This is a genomic window from Simplicispira suum (assembly GCF_003008595.1).
GTDB classification, from domain to species: domain Bacteria; phylum Pseudomonadota; class Gammaproteobacteria; order Burkholderiales; family Burkholderiaceae_C; genus Simplicispira; species Simplicispira suum.
Window position 1 is genome coordinate 757,042 of record NZ_CP027669.1, and the last position, 18,851, is coordinate 775,892.

The window sequence follows — 18,851 nt, forward strand, 5'->3', positions numbered from 1 at the left end:
TTGCCTGATGTGGCCTTGGAGAACGAGCAGCCTCTCACAGCGCTCGTGCGGAAAACGTATCGCAACGCTGCATGCTGCCACTTTGCAAACCCGCATCGAACCAGCGCTGGCGCTGGGCACTGGTGCCGTGGGTGAAGCTCTCGGGCACTACCGCGCCCCCGCGTGAGCGCTGCAGCGCGTCGTCGCCAATCTTGGCCGCAGCGTTCATGGCTTCTTCCACGTCGCCCTGCTCCAGAATCTGTCGCGCTTGCTGAGCGTGGTTGGCCCAGACGCCGGCAAAGCAGTCGGCCTGGAGTTCCAGTCGCACCGACAGCTGGTTGTATTGCGCCTGGCTCACACGCCCCCGCCGCTGGTCGACTTTCTCGGTGATGCCCAGCAGATTCTGTACATGGTGGCCCACCTCGTGCGCGATCACGTAGGCCTGGGCAAAATCGCCCGGCGCGCCAAGCTGGCGGCGCAGGGTTTCATAGAAATCCAGGTCAATGTAGACCTTTTGATCACCAGGGCAGTAAAACGGCCCCATGGCCGCCTGGCCCGTGCCGCAGGCCGTGGGCGTGGCACCGCGAAACAGCACCAGATGCGGCTCCTGGTAGCGGCCACCTTGCTGGCGGAAGACGTCTTTCCATACATCTTCGGTATCGGCCAGCACGGTGGAGACAAAGCGCGCCATCTTGTCCTCGGCCGGTGGCCGCTGCGCTGGCGCCTGCTGCACCTGCGCCGGGTTGCCGCCGCTCAACACACCCAGGAGCGTCAGCGGATTGATCCCCAGCGCCCAGCCGCCGATAAGTGCCACGACGATGGTGCCAATGCCAATGCTGCGCCCGCCCAGGCCGCTGCTGCTGCGGCGATCTTCGACGTTGCTCGACTCTCTGTTGCCTTCCCATCGCATCGTGCTCTCCTGTGCGGGCCAGCGCCCAGCTGCGCCGATGGTAGTGCCAAGAAAGGCAAAGGCTTGTAAGCCGGTTGCGCCGATTGGGCGTACGCTGCGCACAGTGCTCTGCACAAGCGTTGAAAGCCCCAGAACATCCTTTCCTCGAAGCGCCATGTTTGCCGCCCTATTCGCCAGAAACAGCTTGCGCACGCAGATTGCGCTGTTGTTTGGTGCGCTGGTCGCTGCCACGGCAGTGCTGGTGGCTCTGGGGTTTGGCGAATGGATTCAGCGCGACAGCCAGCGCGAGGCCGGGCGCGCCCTGCAACTGATCGCAAGCAATGCTGCCCGCACCCTCGCCGATGGCCTGCACGAACGTGCCGTTCAGACGCGCGTTCTGGCCGCTGCGGAACCCGTGTGGCGCAAGGGTCTGGAAAGCCCCGAGGTGCAGGGCATGTTGATGCGTGTCCAGGCGGGCCAGCAGCACACCGCCTGGGTCGGCATGGCAGACACCCAGGGCAAGGTGCGGGCCGCGACAAAGGGTCTGCTGGTGGGCCAGAGCGTCGCCGCCAGGCCGTGGTTCCAGAAGGGCCTCGAAGGCCCATTCGTCGGCGATGTGCACAAGGCACTCCTGCTCGAGCGCCTTCTGGAGCGTCCGCCCGGTGCTGAACCGGCCCGATTTGTCGATTTTTCCGCTCCGGTGCGTGTGGACGGCCGGCTCGTGGGCGTTGTGGGCATGCACGGCAGCTGGGAATGGACGGGCGAAGTGATTGAAAGTCTGGTTGCGTCCGATGCAGCGCGCGCCGGACTGGAAGTGTTTGTATTTGACCGCGCGGGAGACCTGATTTATGCACCGCGTGAGCGCATGCAGACGCTCGCCCAGGCCGGGCAGCGCGCTGCGGCGCTGGACCCCGCAAATGGACGCGCCCAGGTGGTGGACTGGCTGGACGGCGAGCGTGCGCTCAGTGCCCGTGTGCAGCTCCCCGCACGAGACGGCGTGAGCGATCTGGGCTGGCAGGTGGTGGCGCGCCAGCCCATTGCGCAGGCCTACGCGCGCAGCGCTGGCGTGCTTCCCGTCGCCCTGCTCGTCGGTCTGGCTGCGGCCGGCGTCGCAGCCCTGCTCAGCTGGCTGCTGGCCCGGCGCCTGAGCGAAGATCTGCAAACACTGGCCCGAGCCGCAAGCAACGTCAACGCTGGTGCGCACGAAGCGATCATTCCCTTGCTGGGCAGCAGCCGCGAAGTCTTCAAACTCTCCAGCGCAATGGCGCACATGACTGAGCGCATGCTGCAAGCGAACGACGACATGGAAGAACAGGTGCGCCTGCGCACGCAGCAGCTCGAGCGCGCCAACCAGGAACTGGACCGCCAGGCACGCACCGACGCGCTCACCGGCCTGCTCAACCGCCGCGGCTTTGAGGCGCAGATCGGCTTCGCCCTGGCGCTGGCCGCCCGCAACCTGCAGCCCATGAGCGTGGTCACCTTCGACATCGATCATTTCAAACGCATCAACGACAGCCAGGGCCACGCTGTGGGAGATGCCGTGCTACAGCGCCTGGCCCGGCTACTGCCCCAGCATCTGCGAGCCTCGGACATCGTTGCGCGGGTGGGCGGCGAAGAGTTTGTGGCGCTGCTGCCAAACACCGATACCGCAGGCGCGATGAAAGTGGCGCAGACACTGCTTGATGCCGTGGCAGCCGCGCCAGACCCCGACGTGGGCCAGATCACGCTCAGCGCCGGGGTGGCCAGCCTGCGCAATCTCCAGGACACACGCGCCGCCCTGCTGCAACGCAGCGATGAGGCGCTTTACGCGGCCAAACAGGCAGGGCGCAACCGCGTGTGCATGACCCCATAGCGCCGAGAGCGCCGTGAGTGTGCGGCGTTCTTCAACCCTTACCGCCGATGCACTCAGCGCGCCGATACGCCATGCAAAGGGGCCACGGAAAGTTCGGCAAAAATGCGGCGCTACGCCTTAGGCAGCGTGACGCCCACCTGGCCCTGGTATTTGCCGCCGCGGTCCTTGTAGGACACTTCGCAGACGTCGTCCGGATCGCTCTCGAAGAACAGTACCTGTGCGCAACCCTCGCCCGCATAAATGCGTGCCGGCAGTGGCGTGGTGTTGGAGAACTCCAGCGTCACATAGCCTTCCCATTCGGGTTCGAACGGCGTGACGTTGACGATGATGCCGCAGCGTGCGTAGGTGCTTTTTCCCAGGCAGATGGTCAGCACATTGCGCGGGATGCGGAAGTACTCCATGGTGCGCGCCAGCGCAAAGCTGTTGGGCGGGATGATGCAGCTGTCGCCATGGAAATCGACAAAGCTCTTTTCATCAAAGTTCTTCGGGTCCACCACCGTGCTGTGGATGTTGGTGAAGACCTTGAATTCGGGCGCGCAGCGGATGTCGTAGCCGTAGCTGCTGGTGCCGTAGCTGATGATTTTCTTGCCATCGACCTCGCGCACCTGGCCGGGCTCGAAGGGCTCGATCATGCCGGTCTGCTCCGCCATGCGGCGAATCCATCTGTCGCTTTTGATGCTCATAAGGTAGGCCCTCGCCAGTACTACGGTTTTGATAGCTGACAGCGCTTGTCCATCAAGCGCTAGAGCCCTATTTTGCCTGAGAAATCACTGTATTTTCAATCAGCCTGTCGTCGCCCAGCACGATCATGGCAAACAGCAATTCTTCCAGATTGCGCGCCTGCGCCGTGCGGCGCGCGAGCAGTGGCGTCGCCTGCGGATTCAGCACCACAAAGTCGCCCTCGCAGCCGGGCTGCAGATTGCCGATGACGCCGGCCAGGCCCAGCGCCTCTGCCGCGCCCGCCGTGTGCCGCCACCAAAGCGTGGACGGCGGCAGCGATACGCCCTCTTTGTTCTGCCCCTCCCGCCCGACGTAGTAGGCCGCCATCATGGTCTGGAAGGGAGAAAAGCTGGTGCCACCGCCCACGTCGCTGGCCAGGCCGTAGCGAAAGCCCGCCGTGTCGGCCTGCGCAAAGTCGAAAAAACCACTGCCGAGGAACAAATTGCTTGTGGGGCTGACTGCCGCCGCCGTTTGCCGTTCACGCATCAGCGCACGGTCTGCTTCGTCCAGGTGAATGCAGTGCGCGTACACCGCACGCTCGCGCATCAGGCCGAAGTCGTCGTACACCGCCAGGTAGCTGCGCGAGCGCGGGAACAGCTCGCGCACCCAGCGCACTTCGTCCAGGTTTTCGGCCACATGCGACTGGATCCACACGTCCGGATGGCGCGCCGCCAGTTCGCCCGCGCCGCGCAGTTGCTCTGGCGTGCTGGTGGGTGCAAAGCGCGGCGTGATGGCGTAGCCGAGCCGGTCCACGCCGTGCCAGCGCGCAATCAGGCTTTCGGAATCGAGCAGGCTTTGCTCGGTCGCATCGCGCACGCCGTCGGGCGAATGGCGGTCTTGCAGCACCTTGCCGCAGATCAGGCGCAGGCTGCGGCGCTGTGCCTCACGCATCAACGCGTCCACCGACTGCGGGTGCGAGGTGGCAAAGGCCAGCGCGGTGGTCACGCCGTTCCTGAGCAGCTCATCGATGAAAAACTCGGCTACCTGCGCGCCGTGCGTGTCGGCGTGAAAACGGCTTTCTTCGGGGAAGGTGTACTGTTCCAGCCAGGGCAGCAGACCCTCGGCCGGCGAGCCAATGATGTCGGTCTGCGGGAAGTGGATGTGCATATCCACAAAACCCGGCGCGATGATTCGGCCCGGCAGCTGCGTCACCGGCTGGCCAGCAAATTGCCCATGCAAAGCCTGCCAGGCGCCGGCCGCCTGCACGCGCTGGCGGCCCTCGGCATCGGGGGCGATGGCCAGCAGGCCGTCTTCGTCATACAGGGGCGCGCCCTGCGCGTCAAAGCGCAGCAGCGCGGAGCGGTAGATGTGCATGGGGCGAGAGCTTAGCGCCCCCTTCGTTTTGGGCCATAAGCCCTTGCGGATACCGCCCGCACTCAGATGTGTATGGCGTGCCCGAGCGCCCGCAACGCAGCCTCTTGCACCGCCTCACCCAGCGTGGGGTGCGCATGAATGGTGCCGGCCACGTCTTCGAGCCGCGCACCCATCTCGATGCTCAGGGTGAACGCTGCCGACAGTTCGGCAACGCCCTGCCCCACCGCCTGCCAGCCCACGATGAGGTGGTTGTCGCGCCGCGCCACCACACGCACAAAGCCCTTGGTGGCTTCCAGCGTCATCGCGCGGCCATTGGCGGCGAAGGGGAAGGCGGCGTCGATACAGTCGAGCCCGGCGGCCCGCGCTTCGCCCGGCGTACGGCCTACCACCACCACTTCGGGGTCGGTGAAGCAGACGGCTGGAATCGCCATGGGCTCAAAGCGGCGCGCCTTGCCCGCAATCACTTCGGCCACCACCTCGCCCTGCGCCATGGCGCGGTGGGCGAGCATGGGGTCGCCCGTCAAGTCGCCAATGGCCCAGACATTGCGCATGGAGGTGCGGCACTGCGCATCCACCGCGACAAAGCGCCCCGCCATGTCGAGTTGCAGCGACTCCATGCCAAACCCTGTGGTGCAGGGCTTGCGGCCCACAGCGACCAGCACGCGGTCCGCCGGCAGCGCGAATTCGTCGGCGCGGGCGCTGCGCACGCGTACGCCGTGCTGCGCGTCGTAGCCCTGCACGCTGCAGCCCAGGTGCAGTACGACGCCGCTTCTTTCCAGCGCATCGAGCACGGGCTGTGTCAGCTCTTCGTCGTAGCCCGGCAGGATGCGTTGGGCCGCCTCCACCACGGCCACGTCAGCGCCCAGTTTGCGGTAGGCCATGCCGAGTTCGAGCCCGATGTAGCCCGCGCCCACGACCACCAGGCGGCGCGGCAGGGTTTCAGGTGAGAGCGCGCCGGTGGATGAGACCACCGGCCCGCCAAAGGGCAGCATCGGCAGCTCGACAGGCGCCGAGCCGGTGGCGAGCAGCAAATGCTCACAGCGCACGCGCACGGCTTCGCCGTCAGCAGGCTCCACGCGCACCGTCTTGCCGTCTTCGATATGCGCCCAGCCTTTGACGACCTGCACGCCGGCCTTGCGCAGCAGCGCGCCGACGCCGCCGGAGAGCCGGTGGACGATGCCCTCCTTCCAGCGCACCGTCTGCGCGATGTCGAGGCTCGGCGACTGCACCCGGATGCCCAGCGGTGAGCCGCCGGCCTGGTGCTGCGCGCGCTCGAACTCGTGCGCGGCGTGAATCAGCGCCTTCGACGGAATGCAGCCGATGGTCAGGCAAGTGCCGCCGAGGCGCTCGCCCTCAACCAACACGGTAGGAATGCCCAGTTGCCCGGCACGAATGGCAGCCACATAACCGCCGGGGCCGCCGCCGATGACGAGTAACTTTGTCGAAATGTCCTTCATCGCGTTACTCCACGAACAACAGGGCCGGGGTTTCCAGCAGCGCGCGCATGGCCTGGATGAATTGCGCGGCGTGCATGCCGTCGACCACGCGGTGGTCGAACGAGGACGAGAGGTTCATCAACAGCCTGCCCACCACCTGCCCACCCCGCAGCACGGGGCGTTCGACGATGCGGTTGACGCCGACGATGGCCACCTCGGGGTGGTTGATGACGGGCGTGCTCGCAATGCCACCCAGTGCCCCCAGGCTGGTGAGGGTGATGGTGGAACCCGACAGCGCGTCACGCGCCGCCTTGCCGCTGCGGGCGCCTTCGGCCACGCTGGCGATACCGGCAGCGCAGGCCCACAGGTCCAGCGCCTCGGCGTGGCGCAGCACCGGCACCATGAGGCCACCGTCGGTCTGCGTGGCCACGCCCAGGTGCACGCCGGCGTAGCGCGTGACCACACCCGCCTCGTCGTCGTAACGGGCGTTGATTTGCGGAAAATCACGCAGCGCCAAGACCATGGCACGCGCCAGGAAGGGCAGCACTGTGAGCTTGCCGCGCGTGGCGCCATGCAATTGGTTGAGCCTGGCGCGCAGGGCTTCGAGCTCGGTGACGTCGATTTCCTCGACATAGCTGAAGTGCGGAATGCGGCGCTTGGACTCCTGCATCTTCTGCGCAATCTTGCGACGCAGGCCGATGACGGAAATGACCTCTTCGCCATGGCGCTCGGCATAGCCCGCAGGGCCTTGCGACTGCACCTGGCCCCCAGCGGCCGCATGCGCGTCCAGGTCGTCGTGCGAGATGCGCCCGGCCGGGCCGCTGCCGTGCACGTAGCGCAGCTCCAGCCCCATATCGAGCGCGCGCTGGCGCACGGCGGGAGAAGCGAGTGGGCGCTCACCTGCAGCGCGCGCCACGATGGCATTGCCGCGTGGCGCTGTGGAGGCGCGCAAGGGTGCAGGTGCAGGGGCAGGAGCACGCTCCGCCGGAGGGGCAGCTCGCGCTGGGGTGGCTGCAGGCGGTTCGATTTTTGCTATTGAAACAGGAGCTGTTTGCGTTTGATGGACGGGCGCTGGAGCCGAATTTTCCTTTAAATTTCCCGTACCTTCCACCTCCAGCCGAACCAACTCGGAGCCCACGGCAATGGTGTCGCCCACGCTGCTTCCAAGCGCCAGCACCTTGCCCGAAACGGGCGAGGGAATCTCCACCGTGGCCTTGTCCGTCATCACATCGGCGATGGACTGGTCTTCAGCCACCACATCGCCCGGCTGTACGTGCCAGGTCACCAGCTCCACTTCGGCAATGCCCTCGCCAATGTCGGGCACGCGGATTGCGTAAATTCCCATGGTCATGCCTCCACTGCACGTTGCAGGGCTGCGCCTACGCGCGCAGGCCCTGGGAAATACGCCCATTCCTGGGCGTGTGGGTACGGCGTGTCCCAGCCGGTCACACGTTCGATGGGGGCTTCCAACTGGTAGAAGCAATGCTCTTGCACCAGCGCCGTGAGTTCGGCACCAAAGCCGCTGGTGCGCGTGGCCTCGTGCACCACAACACAGCGGCCCGTCTTCTTGACCGAGTTCACGATGGTTTCCAGGTCCAGCGGCCAGATGGAGCGCAAATCAATGATCTCGGCGTCGATGCCCGTCTCGCGTGCAGCACATTCGCTCACCCAGACCATGGTGCCGTACGTCAGCACCGTAACGGCCTTGCCGGGGCGAAAGATGGCCGCGCTGGTCAGCGGCACCGTGTAGTAGCCCTCGGGCACGCGGCCCATGGCATGTTTGGACCAGGGCACGACGGGTTTGTCGTGCTGGCCGTCGAACGGGCCGTTGTACAGGCGCTTGGGTTCCAGGAAAATGACCGGGTCGTCGCTCTCGATGGAGGCAATCAGCAGGCCCTTGGCGTCATACGGGTTGCTGGGCATCACGGTGCGCAAGCCGCACACATGGGTGAAAAAGGCCTCGGGGCTCTGGCTGTGGGTCTGCCCGCCGTAGATGCCGCCGCCGCAGGGCATGCGGATGGTCAGCGGCGCGGTGAAGTCCCCAGCCGATCGATGGCGCAAGCGCGCCAGCTCGGAGACGATCTGGTCCGTGGCCGGGTAGACATAGTCGGCAAACTGAATCTCGACCACGGGACGCAGGCCATAGGCGGCCATGCCAATGCCGGTGCCGACGATGCCGGACTCGGAAATCGGCGCATCAAAGCAGCGCGATGTGCCGTATTTGGCTTGCAGGCCCTCCGTGGCGCGAAACACGCCGCCGAAATAGCCTACGTCCTCGCCATAAACGATGACGTTGTCGTCGCGTTCCATCATCACATCCATGGCCGAGCGCAGCGCCTGGATCATGGTCATGGGCACAGCTTGTGCCGTGGCAGTCTGGGTCTGTTCCTGGATAGCAGTGGTCATGGCTTAGATCCCCATTTGCTGGCGCTGCTGGCGCAGGTGCTCGGGCAAGTCGCTGTACACATCGTCAAACACGGTGGCGGCGCTGGCGACGCGGCCATCGAGCAAGGTGCCGTGGCTCTCCGCCTCTTTCTGCGCGGCAATCACTTCGGCCTCCAATTCTTTTTGCACTGCTGCATGACGCTCTTGCGTCCATTCGCCAATGGCGATCAGGTGCTGTTTGAGCCGCTCGATCGGGTCCCCCAGCGGGAACCGCTGCCAGTCGTCTGCTGGCCGGTATTTGGACGGATCGTCAGACGTGGAGTGCGGGCCCGCGCGGTAGGTTTCCCACTCGATCAGCGTCGGCCCATGGTTGGTGCGGGCACGCTCGGCCGCCCACTGCGAGGCGGCATAAACTGCCAGAAAATCGTTGCCATCGACGCGCAATGAAGCAATGCCCACGCCCACACCGCGCTGGGCAAAGGTGGTGCCCTCGCCTCCGGCAATCGACTGGAAGGTGGAGATGGCCCACTGGTTGTTGACCACGTTGATGATGACCGGCGCACGGTACACATGGGCAAAGGTGAGCGCGGTGTGAAAGTCCGACTCGGCGGTGGAGCCATCGCCGATCCAGGCCGAGGCTATTTTTGTATCGCCCTTGATGGCCGAGGCCATGGCCCAACCCACGGCCTGGGGCATTTGCGTCGCCAGGTTGCCCGAGATCGAGAAGAAGCCTGCGCGCTTGTACGAGTACATCACCGGCAGCTGGCGGCCCTTGATAGGGTCGCGCTCATTGCTCATCAACTGGCAGATCAGTTCGGACATGGCAATGTCGTCGCGCGAGAGCAGCAGGCCCTGCTGGCGGTAGGTAGGAAAGCACATGTCGCCGTCCTGCAGCACCATGGATTGGCCAACGGCAATGGCTTCCTCACCCAGGCACTGCATGTAGAACGACAGCTTTTTCTGGCGCTGTGCGATCAGCATACGCGCGTCAAACGCGCGCGTTTTCATCATCGCGCGCAGACCCCGGCGCAATCGATCCGGATGGATGGGGATAGCCCAGGGGCCGACCGCTTGGCCATCGTCATTGAGCACACGCACCAGACTGGTCGCCAGGTCGGCCGTGTCAGCTGCGGGGGTGTCTGGGGGAGGCCTGCGCACGGCGCCGGCGGGCGAGATGCTCAGAAAGGAAAAATCGGTCTTGCAGCCGGGTCGCCCAGTAGGCTCCGGCACATGCAGCCGGAGGGCTGTGTGCGGTGTCATCCACGGTCTCCGTGCGCGATTGTGTCGCGCCATGGTTTTCGGGTGGAGCAGCACATTCGGGTTGTGAAGCGCTGCCCCTCTTGCGCGGTAGCGCAGCCGAAAATTCTAATCGCGCGGGCACCCGTTGACCAGCCCGGCCTTTGGGCCTGACGACAGTGGGGTCAGCGCGTCAGCTTGCCCTGAACGCCCTCAACCAGCCAGTTCATGCCAAGAATCTGCGCATCGCTCAGGCTCTGTCCGCGGGCAATGACCTCGTGGCCTTCGTTGTCGTGCACTGCGGCGCCGTTGGCTCGAAAAGGCAGGAGCGAGCCCGCCGCAATGTCTTTCTGGCGAGCCAGCACTTCCTGTTGCACAGCCGGCGGGACTTTGCTGCCGAAATCGCCCACGCGGATCATTCCTTCGCGCACGCCGCCCCAAACGTTGCCGCTCTTCCAGCTGCCGTCCAACACAGCCCGTACACGCGCCGTGTAGTAATTTCCCCATTGGTGCGTCACAGCGACCAACTGGGCGTCGGGCCCGATACGGCGCATGTCGGAGTGGTAAGCCACAGCCAGCTTGCCGCGCTCCTGCGCTGCCGCCATCACCGCTGTGGATCCGGTGTGAAAAGCTATGACGTCCACGCCTTCGTTGAACAACGCCATGGCTGCTTCGCGTTCCTTGGGTGGATCAAACCAGACGTTGAGCCAGACCACTTTCACAGAGGCTTTCGGATTGACCGAACGCATGCCCAAAGTGAAGGCATTGATGCCCTGCAGCACCTCGGGAATGGGAAAACCCGCTACATAGCCAGCCACCCCCGTCTTGCTCATTCGGCCCGCAGCGATGCCCGCAAGGTAGCGTCCCTCGTAATAGCGGGCATTGGCCGTGGCCACGTTGGGCGCCTGCTTGTAGCCGGTGATGGATTCGAACTTCACGTCCGGAAAGTCCTGCGCCACCCTGAGCGTGGGCTCCATGTAGCCAAAACTGGGCGTAAAGATGATCTTGTGGCCCGTAGCCGCCAGATCGCGGATCACGCGCTCGGCGTCCGGGCCCTCAGGCACATTTTCGACATAGGTGGTTTTCACACGCTTGCCCAGCGCTGCCTCCACGGCCTTGCGGCCCTCGTCGTGCTGCCTGGTCCAGCCCGCCTCGGTAATCGGCGAGACATAGACGAACCCGACCTTCACAGCTTCAGCGCCGGGCGCCTTGGTCGCCGCAGAGGGTTGGGAAAAAACAGGAGAAATAAAACAAGCGGCCGCGAGCGCGGCAGCGAGGTTTTTGTACATGGTGGTCCTCTACATGGTCCCGATGGCAGAAAGCAAAAGACCGCCGGGACAGCGGTCTTTGCAGGAGATTTTACCTGGGTGCTTGGCAGTCGGCGCAGCCGGCCGGAGACCGAGGTGGTAGGGCGTGTTGGACTTGAACCAACGACCAAAGGATTATGAGTCCTCTGCTCTGACCAACTGAGCTAACGCCCCCCGAAACGCGGGACTGGACCCACTCGTTCGGGCGCCATTGTAGGGCTCAGGTGCGGTGGCTCAGGGCGTTGGTGACGAGCCGGGAGGTGATATCGACAATCTGGATCATTTTGTCGTACGGCATGCGCATCGGCCCGATGACCCCCAGGGTGCCCACGACCTGCCCGTCCACTTCGTACGGCGCGCTCACTACCGAAAGCTCTTCGAACGGCACCACCTGGCTCTCGCCACCGATGAAAATGCGCACGCCTTCGGCCTGGGAAGATACATCGAGCAAGCGCAGCAACTGGGTTTTTTGTTCAAACAGATCAAATGCACGCCGCAGATTGCCCATGTCCTTGGAAAAATCACTCACAGCCAGCAGATTGCGTTCGCCCGAGATAACCACCTCGTCTTCCTGCGAGGCTTCGCCCTCGACGTTGACGGCGGCTTGCATGAGCTGCGCAATTTCACCTTGCAACGAAGCCACTTCGTTCTTCACACGCTCGCGCACCTGTTCCATCGCCAGGCCGCTGTAGTGGCTATTGAGGTGGTTGGCCGTCTCAGTGAGCTGCGCTTGCGAAAAATCACTCTGAGCAAATATGACGCGGTTTTGCACATCCCCTTCAGGAGAGACGATGATGACCAGCACGCGCCGCTCAGACAGGCGCAAAAATTCAATGTGTCGAAACACAGAAGTCCGGCGCGGAGCCATGACCACACCAACGAATTGCGAGAGGCTGGAAAGCAAATGGGCGGCATTGGCAATCACTCTCTGCGGTTGCTCGGCAGCGAGTGAGTGCGGTGTGATGTGTTCTCGCTGCACCGTAAGCATGGTGTCCACGAACAAGCGGTATCCCTTGGCGGTGGGGATGCGCCCAGCCGAAGTATGCGGGCTCGCAATCAGTCCCAGATCTTCCAGATCCGCCATGACATTGCGTATGGTCGCGGGAGACAGCTCCAGCCCACTCGCACGGGACAAGGTGCGAGATCCCACGGGTTGGCCATCTTCTATATAGCGCTCGACCAACGCTTTGAGCAACAACTTGGCACGGGCATCGAGCATGCAATCATTTTAGTGATGTAATTTCATAATGACCCCTCAATTTCGCCACGTTGCGTTGATCGGCAAGTACCACCACGCAGCGTCCGGCACGGTGGCGCCAGGCTCTCGCGACGTGCTCGAACGGATCGCCGCTTTTTTGCTCTCGCAAGGGTGTCAAGTTTCCTTGGAGTCAGAGACGGCGCACAACAGCGGGATCTCCGGCTACCCTGCACTGCGTCCGGAAGAAATTGGAGAAGCCTGCGATGTGGGGCTTGTGGTGGGCGGCGATGGCACCATGCTGAGCATCGGGCGCAAGTTGGCCCGTTTTGGCACGCCGCTGATCGGCATCAATCAAGGGCGTCTGGGTTTCGTCACCGACATTCCGCTGGAGAATTTCGAAACTACCTTGACACCCATGCTGCATGGCGCATTCGAAGAAGACCGGCGTCCACTGATTCAGGGACAGGTACTGCGCAGCGGCAAATGCGTTTTCGATGCGCTGGCGATGAACGACGTGGTAGTCAATCGCGGAACCACCTCTGGCATGGTGGAGCTGCGTGTGGAAGTGGATGGTCACTTCGTTGCCAACCAGCGGGCCGACGGCTTGATCGTCGCGTCTCCTACCGGCTCCACCGCCTACGCGCTATCGTCGGGCGGCCCCATGCTGCACCCATCGATTCCGGGGTGGGTACTTGTGCCGATTGCACCGCACACGCTCTCCAACCGACCCATCGTGCTGTCCGATGCATCGGAGGTCGCCATTGAGCTGGTAAGCGGGCGCGATGCCAGCGCCAATTTTGATATGCAGTCTCTTGCCAAGCTCAGACGGGGGGACCGCATCCTGGTGCGACGCTCGGACTATTGCGTCCGGTTTTTGCATCCGCGCGGCTGGAACTATTTTGATACGCTGCGGCGAAAGCTGCGCTGGAACGAAGGAGGCTCCTGACCATGCCGCTGCAGCGCATGACTCTGCGCAACTTCGTCATCGTCGAAGCGTTGGAGATCGATTTCGAGTCGGGCTTTACGGCGCTCACAGGCGAGACGGGCGCTGGCAAATCCATTCTGATCGATGCCTTGCAAATGATCTTGGGCGCACGCGCAGACGCCGGTCTGGTGCGTGAGGGTGCAGCGCGAGCCGACCTCAGCGCCGAATTTTCCCCTCCTGCCGACGTGCAGAACTGGCTTTCCGAAGCTGGATTCGACGCGGGTGGCGAACTGCTGCTGCGCCGAACCGTTGACACCACCGGCAAAAGCCGTGGCTGGATCAATGGCATACCGGCCACTGCAAGCCAATTGCGCGAGTTGGGTACGACCCTGCTCGACATTCATGGCCAACATGCCTGGCAGAACTTGATGCAAAGTGGCGCAGTACGCGCATTGCTTGACGCTTATGCTGGCGCTGACACCCAGGCTGTGCAGACAAACTGGACGGCTTGGCGTGCAGCTGCGCAGGCGGTGCAAGTGGCGCGCGAAGCACAGGCATCGGCTGGCGCGGAGCGTGAACGCCTGCAGTGGCAGATTGCCGAGCTCGACAAGCTGGCGCCCAAAGCGGGGGAATGGGCGCCGCTCAACGAGGAACACAACCGGCTGGGCCACGCGCAGGCTTTGATGGACGCTGCACAAGCAGCTACCAGCCACCTGGAGGCTGAGGAGGCGAGCGCACGACCTGCCTTGACGCAAGCATTGCAAGCCTTGACTGCGCTTGAGCACCTCGAGCCAAGTTTTCGCGAGATCCGCGCGCTTCTGGCCGAAAGCCTGGCGCAGACCGACGAGGCCCTGCGCGGCCTGCATGCGTACCTGCGCCGCGATGCGCTCGACGCAGAGCAACTGCAAAGTCTGGACGAGCGGGTGGCACACTGGCTGGGGCTGGCCCGCCGCTTCAAACGGGCGCCTGAAGACCTGCCGGAAGTACTCGCAGCATGGAAGGCGCAACTGGCGGCATTGGATGCGGGCAGCGATATCGATGCGCTCAGTTCACGGGAGAGCCAAACGCACGCTGCTTACGCGTCTGCAGCACAAACGCTGTCGCAGATGCGCAAGGCCGCCGCCCCCCGCCTGTCAGAAGCGGTGACTTCCACCCTTCAGGAACTGGGAATGGAAGGCGGGCAGTTTGTTGTGCATATCACGGCATCTGTGCACCCCGGCGCCATGGGCATGGACGATATTGATTTTCTTGTGGCGGGACATGCAGGCCAGACGCCACGTCCCATCGGCAAAGTCGCCTCGGGCGGAGAACTCTCGCGCATTGCGCTGGCCATCGCGGTCGCCACCAGTGCCATGGGCAGCGCGGGCACCCTCATTTTTGACGAAGTGGATGCCGGCGTGGGTGGAGCCGTGGCAGAGACTGTCGGCTTGCTCATGCAGCAGCTCGGGCGCGCCAGGCAAGTGCTTGCCGTGACCCATTTGCCTCAGGTAGCGGCATGCGCAGACCATCACTTGGTGGTGTCCAAGATTCGCGCGCCCCAAGGGGCGAGCAGCACGGTGATCTTGGCCGAAGGCACAGAGCGCCTCGCAGAAGTGGCGCGCATGCTGGGCGGAGAGAAACCCTCGCGCGCCGGTCTGGCACACGCGCGCGAGATGCTCGGGCAAAGCCAGCGTCAGAATGCAAGGGAGTAAGACATGGCCGTCGAAATCGTGCTCATCACAGGGATGTCGGGTTCAGGCAAGTCCGTGGCACTGCGCGCTTACGAAGACGCAGGCTATTACTGCGTGGACAATCTGCCTCCCGAATTGCTGCTCAGTTTTGTCGCGCTGGAGCATGCCCACCATGGCAATCGTCTGGCGATTGCCATGGACGTACGCAGCCGCACGTCACTTCCCACGGTCCCCGACAAACTGCGAGAACTGCGCGAGCAAGGGTGCACGGTCCGTTCGGTGTTTCTCGACGCCGACACCGACACCTTGGTACGCCGATTTTCCGAAACACGCAGAAGACATCCATTGACCGATGGCGTGCTGCGCGAGAGCCCGCTAAGTCTGGTACAGGTGATCGAACTTGAGCGCGAACTGCTGGCGGATCTGCGGGAGAGCGCGCAGGTGATAGACACGAGCACCATCCGCGCCGCCCAGCTTCAAGGCTATGTCAAGAGCATGATGCGCGCGCCCCAGAACTCTCTTTCGCTGGTATTTCAGTCGTTCGCCTTCAAGCGCGGGGTGCCTCTGGATGCCGACTACGTGTTCGACGTGCGCATGCTGCCCAATCCCCACTACGAAAGCGAATTGCGCGAATTAACCGGTAAAGACAAAGCGGTGATCGACTTCCTGCGCGCCGCTCCGGAAGCAGCGCGCATGGAAAGCGATATTGCGAAATTCCTGACGGACTGGCTGGACGCGTTGGTGCAAAACCACCGCAGCTACGTCAACGTCGCCATTGGCTGCACAGGGGGCCAGCACCGGTCCGTCTATTTGGTAGACCGACTTACCGAGCGCTTTGCCAGTCGGTGGCCCGTCGTCACGCGCCACAGGGAACTTGACGCGCGGTGATTGCTTTCGAGGGCAAGCACACCAGAGCGCTCCCCTCACACGCCGCTCAGAAGCAAGCTTCGAAGCGGCGCAGGAAGCCCGACCGCGGGCAGCTCTTTGGCCCGGAACCATGCCCCTTGCGTTTCACTGAAGGGAACAACCTCAGGCAGCAGGGCTCGCACCGGGCGCAGCACCAGTTCGCGATGGGTCAGTGCGTGACGCACAGGCGCCAGCGCCTCAAAGGAGGACGCACCGAGGCGCGTAGCATGCGCCAGAAGCGCGGCCTCGTCGCCAAAGACCGGCGTGCAGTACAGACCAGCCCAAATACCCGGCGCTGGCCTGCGGTGCAACCAGGTTCGCCCCGCTCCGTCACGCAGCACGGAGAGCCACCAGGTTTCCTGCTTGCGCAGCACCGTGCGCGAGCGTATGGGAAAACGCTCCACCTCACCGCTGCGCCGCGCTGCACACGCCGACTCGAGCGGACACAACAGGCACGAGGGGCGCCGCGGCGTGCACAGGCTGGCGCCCAAATCCATCAGCCCCTGCGTATAGGCAGGCATGTCGCGCGCGCTCTTGGGCACCAATTCGCTGGCACGTTCCCATAGCGCACGCTCGCTTGCAGCGCGGGCAAGGTCTTGCTCGAAGGCAAAAAAGCGGGCCAACACGCGCCTGACATTGGCATCCAGAATCGGCACACGCTCGCCATAGCAGAAGGCAGCAATCGCTGCCGCCGTGGAGCGGCCCACGCCGGGAAGCTGGGCAAGCCCGGCCGCCGTGCTCGGAAAGACTCCACCGCGCTGCGCGGCAACGGTACGTGCCGCTTTGTGCAGGTTGCGGGCGCGACTGTAATAGCCAAGCCCACTCCAAAGCGCCAGGACCGCGTCCTCGGATGCGGCCGCAAGAGCGTGCACATCGGGAAAACGATCCAGGAATCGAGCGTAGTAGCCCAACACGGTAGCCACCTGGGTCTGTTGCAGCATGATTTCCGAGAGCCAGACCCGGTAAGGATCGCGCGTGTCTTGCCAAGGCAAGGCACTGCGACCGTGCTTTCGCTGCCAGCGAACCACCGCGTCGGCAACGCTCCATTCAGGCGTCATGCGGGTTCAGGCAAGGCCAAATTAGGCGCGCGTTCAGAGAAAGTGAGCAGAGATTCGGTGAGGCTTTGCAGGCGCAGACCCAGACTGTCAAGCGAGCGTTCTCCGTCTTCGATCTCGGCAATGCGCTCCTCCAGTCCTGAAGCCGCCGCCTGGATGCGATCAACAGCCTCAATACGCCGGCTGAAACTGCGCTTGCGCTCACGCAGCTGCGCGTCCAATTGCGCCGTGGCGGAGTTGCTCCACAGTTCCAGATCATTTGCGGCCGATTCAAACACCGCACGCAGACGCGTGGACAAGGCGCGGGCGAGTCGCTCGGCAAATTCAGGCTGCACCAGCTTCAGGGTATTGCCGACGCCAAGGTATTGCACATGCCCGCGCTCAATGCGAACCAGATCCAGCATGAACTGATCGAGTTGAAGCACCGGCGGAACTTGCAGGGAAAAACCGAATTCCGCATTCAATTGGCGAAAGGTCCCCGCCAGCATGGCATGAATCTCGGTGGCGCTGGCCTGTGCATGATCGAGCACGCCGCGCAGTTGCTCAAAGGTCTCGGCATACTGCTTTTTGACGCCAATCTTCAGGCCCCTTTGCCGCAACGCCTGCGTCAAACCGGCAAGCGTCCCTTTGAGCGCCTTGGCGCCCAAGCGTCCAAAAATCTCACGCAGCAGCTTGAGATGCACCGCACGCACGGCATGAATCTTGGCTGCGCAATGCCCAAACTCTTCGCTCTCCTGCTCGATGCGTTGGCGCATTGCCGAGATGACCGCGATATTCTTTCCACGCAGGCTCCCCAGTTCGATCATCTGGTCGTCCAGATCGCGCCGGCGGATGTTGAGCACCCGCGAAGTCTCCGCGTTCACCCCCGCAAGAGCGACGCCGATGGCCGATCGAAGAATGCTTTGCCGCCGCCCCATGATGCCTTCAGCCAGGGCATCCTCCAGCTCGGGAAGACCGCTGGTTTCCAGCATGATGTCGTCGCAGGAAATCTTCGCCACCAGACCCTTCTGCGCGGATACCAGCAGAACCTGCTCGGGTGAGACGCCAAGCGTTTCCGCAGAAGTCTGGCGCTGGCGCTCCAGCTGGGCCTGCACCTCTTGGGCCGAACTGAGCGTATCCCACAAGGTATCGATCTTGTTGAGCACCACCAGGCGGGCTTCCGCACTGTCGGCCGTATCAATGAGATGCTCACGCCAGATGGCCAGATCAGACCGCGTGACCCCCGTATCGGCCGCGAGGATGAAGACCACCGCGTGGGCCTGAGGAATCAGGTTGACCGTGAGTTCAGGCTCCGCACCCACGGCGTTCAACCCCGGGGTGTCGAGAATCACCAAACCATGCTGCAACAGCGGGTGTGGAAGATTGATGATGGCGTGGCGCCACCTGGGCACTTCCACGAGCCCCTCCGCCGTCTGCGGGGGGTTTTCCTCTGGCAACTCGTCATGCCAAAAACCCAATGCCCGCGCTTCGTCCACGCTCACCCGCTCGGTCTCGGCCACCTTACCGATGGCCGCAGCAATCTGTTCGCCATCGTTTGCGTCGAGCGCAATTTCGAGCCAGCGCTCAGGCGTCGCGCGCCAGTCTGCAAGGCCTTTCGGAAGCAATCGGGTTTCGATGGGCAAAAGGCGTAGCGATGGCGCCAGCGCGGCGTCATATCCCAACTCGGTGGGACACATCGTGGTTCGCCCGGCGCTTGCCGGCATGATGCGGCGCCCATAGCCGGCAAAAAAGATCGCATTGATCAACTCGGATTTTCCACGCGAGAATTCGGCCACAAACGCAACCATGATCTTGTCGGTGCGCACTTGTTCCTCAAGCCGCTGCAGTCTTTCGCGTACCGATTCGTCCATCAGCTCGTGCGACGACAACCACTCGGACAATTGCCGCAAACGGCGCGCAAAATCCCGCCGCCATGCATCGTGCTGCTCGAATTGCTCGTTGAAAGAGGGTCCCACTGTGGTTTTCCGAGTGTCATTGCA

Annotated in this window: 15 protein-coding genes and 1 tRNA gene; 4 read left to right on the forward strand and 12 right to left on the reverse strand. The window is 63.6% G+C overall.

What is annotated here, in order from left to right:
* Positions 1 to 34 precede the first annotated feature (34 nt).
* Positions 35 to 889 (reverse strand): KPN_02809 family neutral zinc metallopeptidase, encoded by an 855-nt coding sequence (gene ypfJ, locus C6571_RS03595; RefSeq protein ID WP_106448020.1) that lies wholly within the window; start codon positions 887 to 889, stop codon positions 35 to 37.
* 154 nt (positions 890 to 1,043) lie between these two features.
* Here ypfJ and C6571_RS03600 point away from each other — a divergent pair, with 154 nt between their 5' ends.
* A complete protein-coding gene (locus tag C6571_RS03600) occupies positions 1,044 to 2,720 on the forward strand; it encodes a sensor domain-containing diguanylate cyclase (protein ID WP_106445478.1) in 1,677 nt (558 codons plus the stop codon).
* A 110-nt stretch (positions 2,721 to 2,830) separates the two neighbouring features.
* Here C6571_RS03600 and dcd read toward each other — a convergent pair whose 3' ends face one another.
* The 9 genes from dcd to hrcA all read right to left on the reverse strand — a co-directional run bounded on the left by dcd (position 2,831) and on the right by hrcA (position 12,337).
* Complete coding sequence (gene dcd, locus C6571_RS03605; protein ID WP_106445479.1) at positions 2,831 to 3,403, reverse strand: dCTP deaminase; 573 nt, start codon at positions 3,401 to 3,403, stop codon at positions 2,831 to 2,833.
* Between the two features lie 67 nt (positions 3,404 to 3,470).
* The gene (gene guaD / locus C6571_RS03610) at positions 3,471 to 4,754 is read right to left on the reverse strand and encodes a guanine deaminase (protein ID WP_106445480.1); all 1,284 of its coding nucleotides are present in this window, start codon (positions 4,752 to 4,754) and stop codon (positions 3,471 to 3,473) included.
* A 62-nt stretch (positions 4,755 to 4,816) separates the two neighbouring features.
* Positions 4,817 to 6,211 carry a dihydrolipoyl dehydrogenase gene (gene lpdA / locus C6571_RS03615; protein WP_106445481.1) on the reverse strand — a complete coding sequence of 465 codons (1,395 nt, stop codon included), beginning with the start codon at positions 6,209 to 6,211 and terminating at the stop codon, positions 4,817 to 4,819.
* A 4-nt stretch (positions 6,212 to 6,215) separates the two neighbouring features.
* Complete coding sequence (locus C6571_RS03620) at positions 6,216 to 7,535, reverse strand: dihydrolipoamide acetyltransferase family protein (RefSeq protein ID WP_106448021.1); 1,320 nt, start codon at positions 7,533 to 7,535, stop codon at positions 6,216 to 6,218.
* Between the two features lie 2 nt (positions 7,536 to 7,537).
* Entirely contained in the window at positions 7,538 to 8,596 is a 1,059-nt protein-coding gene (locus tag C6571_RS03625) for an alpha-ketoacid dehydrogenase subunit beta (protein WP_245901374.1), read from the reverse strand.
* 3 nt (positions 8,597 to 8,599) lie between these two features.
* Positions 8,600 to 9,835, reverse strand: coding sequence for a 3-methyl-2-oxobutanoate dehydrogenase (2-methylpropanoyl-transferring) subunit alpha (locus C6571_RS03630; RefSeq protein WP_106445482.1), 1,236 nt, complete (start codon positions 9,833 to 9,835; stop codon positions 8,600 to 8,602).
* A gap of 161 nt (positions 9,836 to 9,996) precedes the next feature.
* Positions 9,997 to 11,100, reverse strand: coding sequence for a BMP family ABC transporter substrate-binding protein (locus C6571_RS03635; protein WP_106445483.1), 1,104 nt, complete (start codon positions 11,098 to 11,100; stop codon positions 9,997 to 9,999).
* A gap of 115 nt (positions 11,101 to 11,215) precedes the next feature.
* Positions 11,216 to 11,292, reverse strand: a tRNA-Ile gene (locus C6571_RS03640).
* A gap of 46 nt (positions 11,293 to 11,338) precedes the next feature.
* Positions 11,339 to 12,337 carry a heat-inducible transcriptional repressor HrcA gene (gene hrcA, locus C6571_RS03645; protein ID WP_106445484.1) on the reverse strand — a complete coding sequence of 333 codons (999 nt, stop codon included), beginning with the start codon at positions 12,335 to 12,337 and terminating at the stop codon, positions 11,339 to 11,341.
* 28 nt (positions 12,338 to 12,365) lie between these two features.
* Here hrcA and C6571_RS03650 point away from each other — a divergent pair, with 28 nt between their 5' ends.
* The 3 genes from C6571_RS03650 to rapZ are packed head-to-tail and all read left to right on the forward strand — an operon-like array spanning position 12,366 to position 15,799.
* Positions 12,366 to 13,262, forward strand: coding sequence for an NAD kinase (locus C6571_RS03650; RefSeq protein WP_106445485.1), 897 nt, complete (start codon positions 12,366 to 12,368; stop codon positions 13,260 to 13,262).
* Between the two features lie 2 nt (positions 13,263 to 13,264).
* Positions 13,265 to 14,932 (forward strand): DNA repair protein RecN, encoded by a 1,668-nt coding sequence (gene recN / locus C6571_RS03655; RefSeq protein ID WP_106445486.1) that lies wholly within the window; start codon positions 13,265 to 13,267, stop codon positions 14,930 to 14,932.
* A 3-nt stretch (positions 14,933 to 14,935) separates the two neighbouring features.
* On the forward strand, positions 14,936 to 15,799 hold the full coding sequence (rapZ, locus tag C6571_RS03660) for an RNase adapter RapZ (RefSeq protein WP_106445487.1): 864 nt from the start codon (positions 14,936 to 14,938) through the stop codon (positions 15,797 to 15,799).
* Positions 15,800 to 15,834: 35 nt separating this feature from the next.
* Here the strand turns inward: rapZ and mutY are convergent, their stop codons facing one another.
* Entirely contained in the window at positions 15,835 to 16,875 is a 1,041-nt protein-coding gene (gene mutY / locus C6571_RS03665; protein WP_106445488.1) for an A/G-specific adenine glycosylase, read from the reverse strand.
* Positions 16,872 to 18,827 (reverse strand): dynamin family protein, encoded by a 1,956-nt coding sequence (locus tag C6571_RS03670; RefSeq protein ID WP_106445489.1) that lies wholly within the window; start codon positions 18,825 to 18,827, stop codon positions 16,872 to 16,874. Before C6571_RS03670 ends, mutY begins: the two co-directional genes overlap by 4 nt.
* Positions 18,828 to 18,851 lie beyond the last annotated feature (24 nt).